The following is a 15,256-nucleotide window of genomic DNA, read 5'->3' as shown; positions in this document are numbered from 1 at the left end:
CGTGACCGTGGGTTCCCGCGTTCGGGACGTGACATGGGTCACGTTCGGCCGCCCCGCACTCCCCGCGGCCGGAATCTGCGCGCAAAACCGTGTCCTTATGTCCCGAATGTCTGGGTAGATCGATCCTGACCAGGACTTTTCCTTCGTTCTCGCTGACTCTGGCGGCCTTGGCCGCTAGTCTCCGACGCAGAGCCAACGTGCACTGCGTTGCTCGTTGCTCCCCTGGTGTGGGCCGACTAGGTTCCTCACCGGTCCGTATCCGACAGTTCGACATCCGAGGTGACGTAGGCGTGGCTCTTCCGCCCCTTACCCCTGAACAGCGCGCAGCCGCGCTCGAAAAGGCCGCCGCGGCTCGCCGGGAGCGGGCCGAGGTCAAGAATCGACTCAAGCACTCCGGCGCCTCGCTCCAGGAGGTCATCAAGCAGGGCCAGGAGAACGAGGTCATCGGCAAGATGAAGGTCTCCGCCCTCCTGGAGTCCCTGCCGGGCGTGGGCAAGGTCCGCGCCAAGCAGATCATGGAGCGGCTCGGCATCTCCGAGAGCCGCCGTGTGCGGGGTCTCGGCTCCAACCAGATCGCCTCCCTGGAGCGCGAGTTCGGCAGCACCGGGGCCTGACGTCCGGGGCACTGGAGTAAACCTGGAATAATCGCCCCATGGCTGCAACATCCCGGGGGACCGCCCCCGAGCCCCCGGACGTACGTCCGCGACTGACCGTGCTCTCCGGCCCCTCCGGGGTCGGCAAGAGCACGGTCGTCGCTCATATGCGCAAGGTCCACCCCGAGGTCTGGTTGTCGGTGTCCGCCACCACCCGCAAGCCGCGACCCGGCGAGCGGGACGGCGTGCAGTACCACTTCGTCGCCGACGACGAGTTCGACAAGCTGGTCGCCAACGGCGAGCTGCTGGAGTGGGCCGAGTTCGCCGGCAACCGCTACGGCACCCCGCGCCGCGCGGTGCTGGAGCGGCTCGAAGCTGGCGAGCCCGTGCTGCTGGAGATCGACCTCCAGGGCGCGCGACTGGTCCGCGAGTCGATGCCGGAGGCCCAGCTGGTCTTCCTGGCCCCGCCGAGCTGGGACGAGCTGGTGCGCCGGCTGACCGGGCGGGGCACCGAGCCGCCGGACGTCATCGAGCGGCGCCTCGAGGCGGCCAAGACCGAGCTCGCGGCGGAGTCCGAGTTCGACACCACCCTGGTCAACACCTCCGTCGAGGACGTGGCCCGTGAGCTGCTAGCCTTGATGCAAGTTGTTTGATCTTTGTCCCATTTTCCAGAAGTTTTTCGGAAGGTAGAGCGTGTCCTCTTCCATCACCGCGCCCGAGGGCATCATCAACCCGCCGATCGATGAGCTGCTCGAGGCCACTGACTCGAAGTACAGCCTCGTGATCTACGCGGCCAAGCGTGCGCGCCAGATCAACGCGTACTACTCGCAGCTCGGTGAGGGCCTGCTGGAGTACGTCGGTCCGCTGGTGGACACCCACGTCCACGAGAAGCCGCTGTCGATCGCCCTGCGTGAGATCAACGCGGGTCTGCTGACCTCCGAGGCCATCGAGGGCCCGGCCCAGTAGGCGCCCCCTGCACGAATCACGACAGGCCCGGTGGACACTCCGCCGGGCCTGTGGTGTGTCATGGAGTCGGACGACCCGTACGACTCGTACGGGTCACGGAGCCGGGAGGCGTTGAGTGGACAAGCCGAAGGTCGTCCTCGGGGTCAGCGGTGGCATCGCCGCCTACAAGGCGTGCGAGCTGCTGCGGCGGCTCACCGAGTCCGGCCACGACGTACGGGTCGTGCCGACCGCGTCGGCCCTGCACTTCGTCGGCGCGGCCACCTGGTCCGCCCTGTCGGGCCACCCCGTCTCGACCGAGGTCTGGACGGACGTCCACGAGGTCCCGCACGTCCGCATCGGGCAGCACGCCGATCTCGTGGTCGTCGCGCCGGCGACCGCCGACATGCTGGCGAAGGCCGCGCACGGCCTCGCCGACGACCTGCTGACCAACACCCTCCTCACCGCCCGGTGTCCCGTGGTCTTCGCGCCCGCGATGCACACCGAGATGTGGGAGCACCCCGCCACCCAGGAGAACGTCGCCACCCTGCGGCGCCGTGGCGCCGTCGTCATCGAGCCGGCCGTGGGGCGCCTCACCGGCGCCGACACCGGCAAGGGCCGGCTGCCCGATCCGGACCAGATCTTCGAGATCTGCCGCAGGATGCTCGCCCGCGGCGCCGGCGCCCGGCCCGATCTCGCCGGCCGCCACGTCGTGGTGAGCGCCGGCGGCACCCGCGAGCCGCTGGACCCGGTGCGCTACCTGGGGAACCGTTCCTCCGGCAAGCAGGGATACGCCCTGGCCCGGACCGCCGCCGCGCGGGGCGCCCGGGTGACGCTGATCGAGGCCAACACCGGCCTGCCGGACCCGGCGGGCGTCGACGTCGTCCACGTGGGCACCGCCGTGCAGCTGCGCGAGGCGGTGCTCAAGGCGGCGGCCGACGCGGACGCCGTGGTGATGGCCGCGGCCGTCGCGGACTTCCGGCCGGCCGCGTACGCCGAGGGCAAGATCAAGAAGAAGGACGGCCAGGAGCCGGCCCCCGTCGCGCTGGTGCGCAACCCCGACATCCTGGCCGAGATCTCGGCGGAGCGGGCGCGTCCGGAGCAGGTGGTCGTCGGTTTCGCCGCCGAGACGGACGACGTGCTGGCCCATGGCCGGGACAAGCTCCGCCGCAAGGGCTGCGACCTGCTCGTGGTGAACGAGGTGGGGGAGCGCAAGACCTTCGGCTCCGAGGAGAACGAGGCCGTGGTGCTGGCCGCGGACGGCGTGGAGACGCCCGTGCCGTACGGGCCCAAGGAGGCCCTGGCCGAAACGGTCTGGGACCTCGTCGCCGGACGGCTCACCACCACGGCCGGTGGCGACTCGGACAAATCGGGATGAATTTCTGAATTCGCCCCATTGGGCGGATCAAACCCCAAGAAAACCGGCGTTCCGGCCCACGGTACGAGCCGATCCTCCGCACGCCTGTACGGCGGATGTGGCCGATCACGCTCCCACCGTGCGAGACACCTGGTCCAACGGCCGAGAGCGCCCGATAAACTGTCCTCGGAACGACGCGGGGCGCAGCCCCCTGCCGGTCCGCAAATGATCAGCCAGCAGCCGCTGCAAACCCAGGGAGCGTTGTGTCCCGTCGTCTCTTCACCTCGGAGTCCGTGACCGAGGGTCACCCCGACAAGATCGCTGACCAGATCAGCGACACGATTCTCGATGCGCTGCTGCGGGAGGACCCCACCTCCCGCGTCGCCGTGGAAACGCTGATCACCACCGGTCTGGTGCACGTGGCCGGCGAGGTGACGACCAAGGCGTACGCCGACATCCCCACGCTCGTGCGCAACAAGATCCTGGAGATCGGCTACGACTCCTCGAAGAAGGGCTTCGACGGCGCGTCCTGCGGCGTCTCGGTCTCGATCGGCGCCCAGTCGCCGGACATCGCGCAGGGCGTCGACACCGCCTACGAGAAGCGCGTCGAGGGCGACGAGGACGAGCTCGACAAGCAGGGCGCCGGCGACCAGGGCCTGATGTTCGGCTACGCGTCGGACGAGACGCCCGAGCTGATGCCGCTGCCCATCCACCTCGCCCACCGGCTGTCCAAGCGGCTCACCGAGGTGCGCAAGAACGGCACCATCCCCTACCTGCGCCCCGACGGCAAGACGCAGGTCACCATCGAGTACGACGGCGACAAGGCCGTCCGCCTCGACACGGTCGTCGTCTCCTCGCAGCACGCCTCGGACATCGACCTCGAGTCGCTGCTGGCGCCCGACATCCGCGAGTTCGTCGTCGAGCACGTCCTCAAGCACCTCCTGGACGACGGCATCAAGCTGGACACCGAGGGCTACCGCCTGCTGGTCAACCCCACCGGCCGCTTCGAGATCGGCGGCCCCATGGGCGACGCCGGCCTGACCGGCCGCAAGATCATCATCGACACGTACGGCGGCATGGCCCGCCACGGCGGCGGCGCCTTCTCCGGCAAGGACCCGTCGAAGGTCGACCGCTCGGCCGCCTACGCCATGCGCTGGGTCGCCAAGAACGTCGTCGCGGCCGGGCTCGCCTCGCGCTGCGAGGTCCAGGTCGCGTACGCGATCGGCAAGGCCGAGCCGGTCGGCCTGTTCGTCGAGACCTTCGGCACCGCCAAGGTCGACGTCGAGAGGATCGAGAACGCGATCGGCGAGGTCTTCGACCTCCGCCCGGCCGCCATCATCCGCGACCTCGACCTGCTGCGCCCGATCTACTCGCAGACCGCGGCGTACGGCCACTTCGGCCGCGAGCTCCCCGACTTCACCTGGGAGCGCACCGACCGCGTGGACGCCCTGCGCAAGGCGGCCGGGCTGTAGTCCTTCGACGGCCCCCGACCGACCGGAAGTCCGGCATCCCCGACAGGGGTGCCGGACTCCGGCGTTTCCCGCCCGTCCGTCCCTGGGGCCGGCCGTCCGCCGACAGCCGGCGTTGTCGGTGCGCTCTGGTAGGAATGTGGCTGTGAGCAGCGGCGACGACGGGAAGCGGGAAGGCGGGGGCCGGGGGGCCGAGCCGCCCGAGCAGCTCGCGCTCATACGGGACACCGTGCGCAGGGCGAAGGTGCCCCGAGCCAAGCCGCGCACCTGGCGGGGGGCCGCGCTGGCCAGGGAACTGCCGGTGGCGCGGGTCGTGGTGAACAAGGGCGTGCTGCACCTGGACCAGTTCTTCGACTACGCCGTGCCCGAGGAGCTCGACGCCGTCGCGCAGCCGGGGGTGCGGGTGCGCGTGCGCTTCGGGGCGGGCGCCCACCAGGTGCGCGACGGGCGCCGTGAGGGCGGCCGGCTCCTGGACGGGTTCCTCGTCGAGCGCCTGGCCGCATCCGACTACGCGGGCCCCCTGGCCGCCCTCGCCGACGTGGTCTCGCCCGAGCCGGTGCTCGACGCCGAGCTGCTCGGACTGGCGCGCGCGGTGGCCGACCGGTACGCCGGGAGCCTCGCCGACGTGCTGCAGCTGGCGGTCCCGCCGCGCAGCGCCCGCGCCGAGAAACGGCCGTCGCCGGAGCCGCTGCCGCCGCCCGCCGCGCCGGACCCCGGCACCTGGGAGCGGTACGCGCAGGGGCCGGCGTTCCTGGCGGCGCTCGCGGCCGGCCGCTCACCGCGGGCCGTGTGGAACGCGCTGCCCGGACCGCACTGGGCGGACGAGCTGGTCAGGGCGGTCGGCGCGACCCTCGCGTCGGGGCGCGGCGCGCTGGTCGTGGTGCCCGACGGGCGCGCGGCCGGCCGGGTGGACGCGGCGCTGACGGCCGTCCTGGGCGAGGGGCGGCACGCGGTCCTGACCGCCGAGGCGGGGCCCGAGAAGCGGTACGCGCAGTGGCTCGCGGTACGGCGCGGGGCGGTCCGCGCGGTCGTCGGCACCCGCGCGGCGATGTTCGCCCCGGTACGGGACCTCGGCCTGGTCGCCATCTGGGACGACGGGGACTCCAGCCACAGCGAGCAGCACGCGCCCCTGCCGCACGCGCGCGAGGTGCTGCTGCTGCGCGCCGCGCACGACGGATGCGGCTTCCTGCTGGGCGGCACCAGCTGCACGGTCGAGGCGGCGCAGCTCGTCGAGAGCGGCTGGGCACGCCCCCTGGTGGCGCCCCGGGACCGGGTCCGCGCCGCCGCGCCGCTCGTACGGACGGTGGGCGACGGGGAGCTGGCGCGCGACGAGGCGGCGCGTGCGGCCCGGCTGCCGTCGCTGGCCTGGCGGGCGGCGCGGGAGGGCCTCAAAACCGGGCCCGTCCTGGTGCAGGTGCCCCGCCGGGGGTACGTCCCCCGGCTGGCGTGCGAGCGGTGCCGGACGCCCGCCAGGTGCCGGCACTGCGCCGGACCCCTGGAGGCACCGGAGCAGCGCGAACTGCGCTGCGGCTGGTGCGGGAGGGGCGAGGCGGACTGGCACTGCGCGGCGTGCGGGTCCGCCCGGCTGCGGGCCCAGGTGGTGGGTGCCCGGCGCACTGCGGAGGAGCTGGGGCGCGCGTTCCCGGCCGTGCCCGTGCGGACCTCCGGGCGGGACCACGTCCTGGACACCGTGCCCGCGCGGCCCGCGCTGGTGGTCAGCACCCCGGGCGCCGAGCCGGTCGCCGAGGGCGGGTACGCGGCGGCCCTGCTGCTGGATGGCTGGGCCATGCTGGGCCGCGCCGACCTGCGGTCCGGCGAGGAGGCGCTGCGGCGCTGGATGGACGCCGCCTCGCTGGTGCGGGGTCAGGACGAGGGCGGCACCGTCGTCATCGTGGCCGAGCCGACCCTGCGGCCCGTGCAGGCTCTGGTGCGGTGGGATCCGGTCGGCCACGCCCAGCGGGAGCTGGCCGAGCGTGCCGAGCTGGGCTTCCCGCCGGTCTCCCGGATGGCCGCCGTGACCGGCCGGGCGGAGGCGGTGGCGGCGTTCCTCGGCACCGCCGAGCTGCCCGCCGAGGCGGAGGTGCTCGGCCCCGTGCCGCTGGCGCCCCCGCCGCCGGGCGCGCCGAGGCGGCCGGGTGACCCGCCGCCGGGCGAGCCCTGGGAGCGGGCCCTGCTGCGGGTCCCGCCGGGCAGTGGGGCGGCGCTGGCGGCCGCGCTGAAGGCCGCGCAGGCGGCACGGCTGGCCCGGGGCGGCGCGGACCCGGTACGGATCCGGGTGGACCCGCCGGACATCGGCTGACGTCCCCCCGCCCGCCTCGGAGCCCGCCTCGCCCTGCCCTGTCCGCCAGGCCGGGCCGCCGGGGGCGCGGAGTCCCCTGCGCCCGGGGTGCCTTCGCGGGGCCCCGGCCGCGCCGGCGAGCCTGCCCGACCGCCCGCAGGGCGCGCCCGCGGCAGACAGGGGGCCGCCCGGCCCCGGGGGGTGGGAGGCCGGGCGGCCGGGTGGGGGTCAGCCGTTGCGCGGGCCGGGGAAGGCGCTCGGGCGGACCTCCTCGCGGAGGGTCTGGGAGCCGGACGTCGGCTGGGGCGGCATCGAGCGGGCGGCCGGCACCGAGGGCATCGTGCGCGTACCGCCAGGCTCGGGGGTGTGCTCCGCCTCCGCCGGCCCCGGCTGCGGCGGCGTCGCCCGCCGGGCACCGTACCGGCGGTGGACCGCCTGCTTGGTGACGCCGAGCGCCGAGCCCACCGCGTCCCACGAGAAGCCCAGCGAGCGGTCGAAGTCCACCGCCGCGGTCACCAGCGTCTCGACGCTGTCCCGCAGCTCCTGGGCGAGCCGCACGGTGGGGGCCGGGGCCCTGCCGTAGACGACGAAGCCCGTGGACGGGCCGGATCGCCGCGGGCGGTACACATTGCCGAGCTGGGCGGTGAGCGTGCGCAGAGCGTCCACCTGCCGGCGGACCCGCTCGATGTCCCGCACCAACAGGTGCAGGCTCGCCCGGGCTTGGGCGTCGTGGGTTGCGTGGTCGGCCATTGACAAGCCTCTCGAACCGGCGTTGAAAAGGGGTGGGCCGCTCCGTGGCGGCGGCCCGTTTCGGTCAATCTGCCTTGACAACGCGCCACGGGTGGTCGGGGTCACGCTGCGGGGGCGTATCCGCATATGCCCAGGGCGCGCAAGGCGACGTACGCCCCCCGCGGGACCGGCGCCTAAACTGGTGCGCTGCCCACCACCGCCCCCGGACAGACAGGCAGTCAGCCACCGATGAAGCTCGTCTTCGCAGGCACCCCCGAGGTCGCCGTACCCGCCCTGGACGCCCTGATCGCCTCGGACCGGCACGAGGTGGCCGCCGTCGTCACCCGGCCCGACGCCCCCGCGGGGCGCGGCCGCCGGCTCGTCGCCAGCCCTGTCGCCCTGCGCGCCGAGGAGGCGGGGATCGAGGTCCTCAAGCCGGCGAGGCCCCGCGACGAGGACTTCCTGGCGCGGCTGCGCGAGATCGCGCCCGACTGCTGCCCGGTGGTCGCCTACGGCGCCCTGCTGCCGCGCGTGGCGCTCGACATCCCCGCGCACGGCTGGGTCAACCTGCACTTCTCCCTGCTGCCCGCCTGGCGCGGCGCCGCCCCCGTGCAGCACGCGATCATGGCCGGTGACGAGATGACGGGTGCCTCGACCTTCCGGATCGAGGAGGGCCTGGACTCCGGCCCGGTGTACGGCGTCGTCACCGAGCAGGTCCGGCACACCGACACCAGCGGCGACCTGCTCACCCGGCTCGCCTTCGCGGGCGCCGGGCTGCTCGCCGCGACGATGGACGGCATCGAGGACGGCACCCTCGAGGCCGTACCACAGCCCGCCGAGGGCATCACCCTCGCCCCCAAGCTCACCGTCGAGGACGCGCGTCTCGACTGGACCGCCCCGGCGCTGCGCGTCGACCGCGTCGTCCGCGGCTGCACCCCCGCCCCCGGCGCCTGGACCGTCTTCCGCGGCGAACGGCTCAAGGTCGTCCAGGCGGTCCCCGTCCCCGACCGCACCGACCTGGCGCCCGGCGAGCTGTCGGCCGCCAAGAACAACGTGCACGTGGGCACCGGGTCGCACGCCGTCGAGCTGCTGTGGGTCCAGCCGCAGGGCAAGAAGCCGATGCGCGGCGCCGACTGGGCGCGGGGGGTACGGATCGCGCCGGGGGAGAGGGCCGGCGCCTAGACCGGGACCGGGCGGGCGTGGACGACGGGCGGGCCGGGCCGACGTAGGCTGAAAGGGTTCGAGCCACACCGGAAGCGGAGCACCTTTTGAGCGAGCAGTCCCGTCGCCGTCCCCCCAAGCCGTACCGCCGCCCCAAGAAGGACCCGGTGCGGATCCTGGCCTTCGAGGCGCTGCGCGCCGTCGACGAGCGCGACGCGTACGCCAACCTCGTCCTGCCGCCGCTGCTGAAGAAGGCGCGCGAGAAGGAGGGGTTCGACGGCCGCGACGCGGCGCTCGCCACCGAGCTGGTGTACGGCACGCTGCGCCGCCAGGGCACGTACGACGCGATCATCGCGGCGTGCATCGACCGCCCGCTGCGCGAGGTGGACCCGCCGGTGCTGGACGTGCTCGCGCTGGGCGCCCACCAGCTGCTCGGGACCCGGATCCCCACGCACGCGGCGGTATCGGCGAGCGTGGAGCTGGCGCGGGTGGTGCTCGGCGACGGGCGGGCCAAGTTCGTCAACGCGGTGCTCCGCAAGATCGCGCGGCAGGACCTGGACGCCTGGCTGGAGCAGGTCGCCCCGCCGTACGACGAGGACGCCGAGGACCACCTGGCGGTCGTGCACTCGCACCCCCGCTGGGTCGTCTCCGCGCTGTGGGACGCGCTCGGCGGCGGGCGCGCCGGGATCGAGGACCTGCTGGAGGCCGACAACGAGCGGCCCGAGGTCACCCTGGTGGCCCGCCCCGGCCGGTCCACCACCGGCGAGCTGCTGGAGGTGCTGGGCGACGAGGCCGCCCTGCCGGGCCGCTGGTCCCCGTACGCCGTACGGCTCACCGAGGGCGGCGAGCCCGGCGCCATCGACGCCGTGCGCGAGGGCCGGGCGGGCGTCCAGGACGAGGGCAGCCAGCTGGTGGCCCTCGCCCTCGCCAACGCCCCGCTGGACGGCCCGGACGCCCGCTGGCTCGACGGCTGCGCGGGCCCCGGCGGCAAGGCGGCGCTGCTGGGCGCCCTGGCCGCCGGGCGCGGTGCCACCCTCCTGGCGTCGGAGAAGCAGCCGCACCGCGCCCGGCTCGTCGACCGGGCCCTGACCGGCAACCCCGGCCCGTATCAGGTCATCGCCGCGGACGGCACCCGCCCGCCGTGGCGCCCCGGCTCCTTCGACCGGGCGCTGGTCGACGTCCCGTGCTCCGGCCTCGGCGCCCTGCGACGGCGCCCCGAGTCCCGCTGGCGCCGCCGCCCGGAGGACCTGGAGGGCTTCGGGCCGCTGCAACGCGGACTGCTCACCGAGGCGTTGAAGGCGGTCCGGGTCGGCGGAGTGGTCGGATACGCGACCTGCTCGCCGCACCTGGCGGAGACCCGGGTGGTCGTCGACGACGTCCTCAAGCGCCACGGCGGCGCCGAGCTGATCGACGCCAGGCCCCTGATGCCGGGCGTCCCCGCGCTCGGCGACGGGCCCGACGTACAGCTGTGGCCGCACCTGCACGGGACCGACGCGATGTACCTGGCGGTGCTGCGGCGCACCTCCTGAGGAGGCTGATTCGCCGGGAATGCGGCAAGTGTGCCGCGTCCGGCGAAGGCCGCACCGCCATCGGGTAAAAGAAACCCCATGGGACGTGGCAGGCTTGGCACATGGCCCAGATCAACCCCAGCATCCTGTCCGCCGATTTCGCCCGTCTCGCCGAGGAGGCGAAGGCCGTCGACGGCGCCGACTGGCTCCACGTCGACGTCATGGACAACCACTTCGTGCCCAACCTCACCCTGGGCGTGCCCGTCGTGGAGTCGCTCAGCCGGGCGACGGACACCCCGCTGGACTGCCACCTGATGATCGAGGACCCCGACCGCTGGGCCCCGCAGTACGTGGAGGCGGGGGCCGGATCGGTGACCTTCCACGTCGAGGCGGCGGCGGCGCCCGTGCGGCTGGCGCGCGAGATCCGGGCCAAGGGGGCCAGGGCGTCGATGGCGCTCAAGCCCGCGACGCCCATCGAGCCGTTCGAGGATCTGCTCCCCGAACTCGACATGCTGCTGATCATGACCGTGGAGCCGGGCTTCGGCGGCCAGTCGTTCCTCGACATCATGCTGCCGAAGATCCGCCGCACCCGGGAGCTGATCTCCAAGCACGGCCTCCAGCTGTGGCTCCAGGTCGACGGAGGGGTCTCCGCCTCCACCATCGAGCGCTGCGCGGAGGCCGGTGCCGACGTCTTCGTCGCCGGTTCCGCCGTGTACGGAGCGGAGGACCCGGCCGCCGCGGTGCGGGCCCTGCGCGATCAGGCCACCGCGGCGACCGCCACGGCCGCGTGGGCGTGCGGCCACTGAGCCACGAGTGGACCACGGGCAGATGAACGCAGCCCAACAGGACCGATCACGGACCGCCGCATCTGCAAGGATGGCGATCCGAAGTGTGAACAGCAGTGAGGAGAGCGCGGTGTCTGCTATGTCGGCGGGACGGCCAGCCCTGCGGATGGGACCCGCGGAGCTCGTGCAGGCGGCGGCCATGGCCCGTCGCTTCTATCTCGAGGGCAAGTCCAAGATCCAGATCGCGGAGGAGTTCGGCGTCAGCCGCTTCAAGGTGGCCCGGGTCCTGGAAACCGCTCTCGAACGTGACCTCGTGCGCATCGAGATCCGCGTACCGGCCGAGCTCGACGCCGAGCGCTCCGACGCGCTCCGGGCCCGTTACGGGCTGCGTCACGCCGTCGTCGTCGAGTCCCCGCCGGAGGGCGAGGACGCCTCGCCGGACCCCGAGAACCTGGGCGAGGTGGCGGCCGACCTGCTCGGCGAGCTCGTCGCGGAGGGCGACGTCCTGGGCCTGGCGTGGGGCCGCTCCACCATCCACATGGCGGCCGCCCTCGACCGGCTGCCGCCCTGTACGGTCGTCCAGCTGACGGGCGTGTACGACGCGGGCACCGCCGAGCGCGGCTCGGTGGAGGCGGTGCGCCGGGCCGCCCAGGTCTCCGGCGGCGAGGCGCACCCCATCTACGCGCCCATGCTGCTGCCCGACCCGGCGACCGCCGCGGCGCTGCGCAACCAGACCGGCATCGCCCGCGCCTTCGAGTACTTCGACAAGGTCACCGTCGCGGCCGTGTCCATCGGCTCCTGGGAGCCCGGCATCTCCACGGTGCACGACATGCTCACGGACGAGGAGCGGGCGCACTACGCCTCGCTGGGTGTCGCGGCCGAGATGTCCGCCCACCTCTTCGACTCGTCCGGACGCCGGGTCGGGCGCGACCTGGGGGAGCGGTGCATCACCGTCGAGGCCGACCGGCTGCGGCGCATCCCGGAGGTCGTGGCCATCGCCGGCGGCCGGCGCAAGGCGGCGGCGATCGGCGCGGTGCTCCGGTCCGGGCTGGTCACCAGCCTGGTCACCGACACCATGGCGGCGGACTATCTCCTGACGGAGTTCACCCCGGGCCCCCGCCCGGCGCTGGACCGCGCGGACCCGGACGAGTAACCCCGGCGCCCCCGCCGGGGCTGTACCGGAGCCATGGCGGAACCCTCGCGGGGCCCGTCCGGCCGGTGCCGCCCGCCCGGCCCCGGCGGGCTTGGAGGAAACCACCAGGGTCCTCCCGCGTCCCTGTGCCTTTCGACCGGGGCGCACGCGCGTGCGGTCGTGGGAGAATGAAGTACGTGCGTTTTCCCCCCGGCTGAAATGCCCGGGGGCCAACTCCGAACGACTGGGATGTTCAGCACGTGCGTTTCCTCAATGACCTGAAGCCGCCGTACGACCTCACGTACGACGACGTGTTCATGGTGCCTAGCCGCTCGGCCGTGGGCTCCCGCCAGGGCGTCGACCTGTCCTCCCCCGACGGCACCGGGACGACCATCCCGCTGGTCGTCGCCAACATGACCGCGATCGCGGGCCGCCGGATGGCCGAGACCGTGGCCCGGCGCGGTGGCCTCGTCGTCATCCCGCAGGACATTCCGATCGAGGTCGTCACCGACGTCATCTCCTGGGTGAAGAGCCGCCACCACGTGCTCGACACCCCGATCGTCCTCGACCCGCACCAGACCGTCGCCGACGCGCTGTCGCTGCTGCCCAAGCGCGCGCACAACGCGGGCGTCGTCGTGGACGCCGACCAGCGCCCGGTCGGCGTCGTCACCGACGAGGACCTCTCCGGGGTCGACCGCTTCACGCAGCTGTCCGAGGTCATGTCGAAGGACCTCCTGCTGCTCGACGCGGACATCGACCCGCGCGAGGCCTTCAACACCCTCGACCACCACAACCGCCGGTACGCCCCGGCCGTGGACAAGGACGGCCGTCTCGCCGGCATCCTGACCCGCAAGGGCGCGCTGCGCGCCACCCTCTACACGCCGGCCGTGGACGCGAACGGCAAGCTCCGTATCGCCGCCGCCGTCGGCATCAACGGCGACGTGGCCGGCAAGGCCAAGCAGCTGCTCGACGCGGGCGTCGACACCCTCGTGGTGGACACCGCGCACGGCCACCAGGAGTCGATGATCGCCGCGGTCGGGGCCGTCCGCGGTCTCGACCCGCACGTGCCGATCGTCGCCGGCAACATCGTCGCCGCCGAGGGCGTGCGCGATCTCATCGAGGCCGGCGCGGACATCATCAAGGTCGGCGTGGGCCCCGGCGCCATGTGCACCACCCGCATGATGACCGGCGTGGGCCGCCCGCAGTTCTCCGCCGTCCTCGAATGCGCCGCCGAGGCGAAGAAGTTCGGCAAGCACGTCTGGGCGGACGGCGGTGTCCGCCACCCGCGCGACGTCGCCATGGCACTCGCCGCGGGCGCGTCGAACGTGATGATCGGTTCCTGGTTCGCGGGCACGTACGAGTCCCCCGGCGACCTCCAGCAGGACGCCAGCGGGCGCCTGTACAAGGAGTCGTTCGGCATGGCCTCCAAGCGCGCCGTGCGCAACCGCACGAGCGAGGAGTCCGCGTACGACCGGGCCCGCAAGGCGATCTTCGAAGAGGGCATCTCGCACTCGCGGATGTTCCTGGACCCGGCCCGCCCGGGCGTCGAGGACCTGATCGACTCGATCATCGCGGGCGTGCGCTCCTCCTGCACGTACGCCGGCGCGGGCTCCCTGGAGGAGTTCGCCGACAAGGCCATCGTCGGCGTCCAGAGCGCCGCCGGTTACGCCGAGGGCAAGCCGCTGCACGCCAGCTGGAGCTGACGTACGGTCAGAGGGCCCGCCGGAGTGGCCGCTTCCCGCACGGTGCGAGAGGCGGCCACTCCGCTTTTTTCGCGTCAGGCCGAATCCGTACGCGTGTCCGCGCCGAAGACGGGTACACGCGGCTTGCGAACGTACGCAGATGAATAGGGAGGGTGCAGTGTCCATGGCGACCACGATCTCGACCGGTACCGGCCCGCAGACGATCACCGATCTGCCGGAGGTCCGCAATCCCGGTGAGGTGGCTCCGAAGGACGCGAAGGAGCTCTCCAAGGCCTTCTTCGACCGGCTGGCCGTGCTGGAGGAGGGCACCGAGGAGTATCAGTACGTCCGTAACACGCTGATCGAGCTCAACCTCTCCCTGGTCAAGTACGCGGCGACCCGGTTCCGCAACCGGTCCGACCAGATGGAGGACATCATCCAGGTCGGCACCATCGGGCTCATCAAGGCGATCGACCGCTTCGACCTCAGCCGCGAGGTGGAGTTCACCACCTTCGCGATGCCCTGCGTCATCGGCGAGATCAAGCGGTTCTTCCGCGACACCAGCTGGTCGGTGCACGTGCCGAGGCGCCTCCAGGAGCTGCGCATCGACATCGCCCGCGCGACCGACGAACTCTTCCAGCGCCTCGACCGCTCCCCGACCCCGGCCGAGCTGGCCGAGCACCTGGGGATGAAGGAGGACGAGATCCTCGAAGGGCTCGTCGCCGCCAACGGATACACGGCCGGCTCGATCGACCTGCCGCTCGACGACAGCGCCGACAACTCCTCCGAGACCCTCGGCGACCGGCTGGGCGAGCCGGACCGCGAGCTGGAGATCGTCGAGAACGTACAGGCGCTGAAGCCGCTCATCGAGCAGTTCGACGAGCGCGACCGGCGCATTCTGCAGATGCGGTACGTGGACGAGATGACGCAGTCGGAGATCGGTGCCGTGCTGGGCGTGTCCCAGATGCACGTGTCCCGGCTGCTTTCGCGGATCACCGCGCGGCTGCGGGAGGGCCTGCTGGCCGTGGAGTGATCCTCCGGCCGTCGACCGACCGATCCATACAGATGCCCGGGGCGCACGGCCCTGGGCATCGGCGACTTCCGTTCCCGCGCCCGGGCGTCCCGTTTCCGCGCCCGGGTCCTGCCGGGCGACAGCCGGTGCGCATCACGTCGTCCCGTCACCGCGCACGTCCCGTCGGCGTTCCGCGGGACCTTCTCGTCGTCAGGCCGCTTCGGTCCCGATCCCGTGATCGTGGGACCAGATCGCCCGGACCGTCTTGCCCGCCGGGGTCGGCTGGACCTCGACCCGGCTCGCCAGGCTCAGCACCATGGGCCAGCCGAAGCCGCCGCCACCACCGGTGAAGTCCGGCGTACGCGCCTCGGGGAGGGCCGTACTGGAGTCGTCGAGCTCCACGGCCAGCACACCCGGGTCGGCGCGCAGCCGCAGCCGCCACCAGCCCGCGGTGTGGCGCAGGGCGTTGGCCGTCAGCTCCGTGACGACCAGCTGTACCGCGTCCAGGTCCGCCCACGGACAGTGTTCGGCCACGAAACGCGCGGCCGAGTCACGGGCCGAGGCGCAGTCGGCGTAAGGCGTAATCATGACAACCACGAGCGGCTCCT

14 protein-coding genes are annotated in these 15,256 nt (G+C 73.1%); 12 read left to right on the top strand and 2 right to left on the bottom strand.

The features are described 5' to 3' along the window. The first annotated feature begins 290 nt into the window (after positions 1-290). The 6 genes from IE109_RS22175 to IE109_RS22150 all read left to right on the top strand — a co-directional run bounded on the left by IE109_RS22175 (position 291) and on the right by IE109_RS22150 (position 6,660). A complete protein-coding gene (locus IE109_RS22175) occupies positions 291-614 on the top strand; it encodes an integration host factor (protein ID WP_064068014.1) in 324 nt (107 codons plus the stop codon). A 38-nt stretch (positions 615-652) separates the two neighbouring features. Then, positions 653-1,246, top strand: coding sequence for a guanylate kinase (gmk, locus tag IE109_RS22170; RefSeq protein WP_189552773.1), 594 nt, complete (start codon positions 653-655; stop codon positions 1,244-1,246). A gap of 40 nt (positions 1,247-1,286) precedes the next feature. Further along, positions 1,287-1,559: a DNA-directed RNA polymerase subunit omega gene (rpoZ, locus tag IE109_RS22165; protein ID WP_005319902.1), complete on the top strand. Its 273-nt coding sequence runs from the start codon at positions 1,287-1,289 to the stop codon at positions 1,557-1,559. 115 nt (positions 1,560-1,674) lie between these two features. Beyond that, a complete protein-coding gene (coaBC, locus tag IE109_RS22160) occupies positions 1,675-2,913 on the top strand; it encodes a bifunctional phosphopantothenoylcysteine decarboxylase/phosphopantothenate--cysteine ligase CoaBC (protein ID WP_189552772.1) in 1,239 nt (412 codons plus the stop codon). A 242-nt stretch (positions 2,914-3,155) separates the two neighbouring features. Continuing rightward, a complete protein-coding gene (gene metK / locus IE109_RS22155) occupies positions 3,156-4,364 on the top strand; it encodes a methionine adenosyltransferase (RefSeq protein ID WP_189552771.1) in 1,209 nt (402 codons plus the stop codon). Positions 4,365-4,506: 142 nt separating this feature from the next. Further along, positions 4,507-6,660, top strand: a complete 2,154-nt coding sequence (locus IE109_RS22150) for a primosomal protein N' (protein WP_189552770.1) — start codon at positions 4,507-4,509, stop codon at positions 6,658-6,660. A gap of 207 nt (positions 6,661-6,867) precedes the next feature. On the opposite strand, the gene IE109_RS22145 is transcribed toward IE109_RS22150, so the two are convergent. Beyond that, complete coding sequence (locus IE109_RS22145; protein ID WP_189552769.1) at positions 6,868-7,389, bottom strand: hypothetical protein; 522 nt, start codon at positions 7,387-7,389, stop codon at positions 6,868-6,870. Positions 7,390-7,617: 228 nt separating this feature from the next. On the opposite strand from IE109_RS22145, the gene fmt reads away from it, so the two are divergent. The 6 genes from fmt (at position 7,618) to IE109_RS22115 (ending at position 14,669) form a co-directional block, all read left to right on the top strand. Then, positions 7,618-8,550, top strand: a complete 933-nt coding sequence (gene fmt, locus IE109_RS22140) for a methionyl-tRNA formyltransferase (RefSeq protein WP_189552768.1) — start codon at positions 7,618-7,620, stop codon at positions 8,548-8,550. A gap of 86 nt (positions 8,551-8,636) precedes the next feature. After that, positions 8,637-10,058: an RsmB/NOP family class I SAM-dependent RNA methyltransferase gene (locus IE109_RS22135; RefSeq protein ID WP_189552767.1), complete on the top strand. Its 1,422-nt coding sequence runs from the start codon at positions 8,637-8,639 to the stop codon at positions 10,056-10,058. Between the two features lie 101 nt (positions 10,059-10,159). Then, the gene (gene rpe / locus IE109_RS22130) at positions 10,160-10,843 is read left to right on the top strand and encodes a ribulose-phosphate 3-epimerase (RefSeq protein WP_189552766.1); all 684 of its coding nucleotides are present in this window, start codon (positions 10,160-10,162) and stop codon (positions 10,841-10,843) included. Between the two features lie 85 nt (positions 10,844-10,928). Then, on the top strand, positions 10,929-11,975 hold the full coding sequence (locus tag IE109_RS22125; RefSeq protein ID WP_189552765.1) for a sugar-binding transcriptional regulator: 1,047 nt from the start codon (positions 10,929-10,931) through the stop codon (positions 11,973-11,975). A 239-nt stretch (positions 11,976-12,214) separates the two neighbouring features. Beyond that, on the top strand, positions 12,215-13,657 hold the full coding sequence (locus IE109_RS22120; RefSeq protein WP_189552764.1) for a GuaB1 family IMP dehydrogenase-related protein: 1,443 nt from the start codon (positions 12,215-12,217) through the stop codon (positions 13,655-13,657). A gap of 163 nt (positions 13,658-13,820) precedes the next feature. Next, a complete protein-coding gene (locus IE109_RS22115; protein ID WP_229891430.1) occupies positions 13,821-14,669 on the top strand; it encodes an RNA polymerase sigma factor SigF in 849 nt (282 codons plus the stop codon). Between the two features lie 189 nt (positions 14,670-14,858). Here the strand turns inward: IE109_RS22115 and IE109_RS22110 are convergent, their stop codons facing one another. After that, entirely contained in the window at positions 14,859-15,236 is a 378-nt protein-coding gene (locus IE109_RS22110) for an ATP-binding protein (RefSeq protein WP_189552947.1), read from the bottom strand. Positions 15,237-15,256 lie beyond the last annotated feature (20 nt).

The sequence above is a fragment of the Streptomyces lavendofoliae genome, assembly GCF_014649735.1.
Taxonomy (GTDB): Bacteria; Actinomycetota; Actinomycetes; order Streptomycetales; family Streptomycetaceae; genus Streptomyces; species Streptomyces lavendofoliae.
Note: the sequence above shows the minus strand (reverse complement) of the source record. Positions and strands in the feature narration are given on the sequence as shown.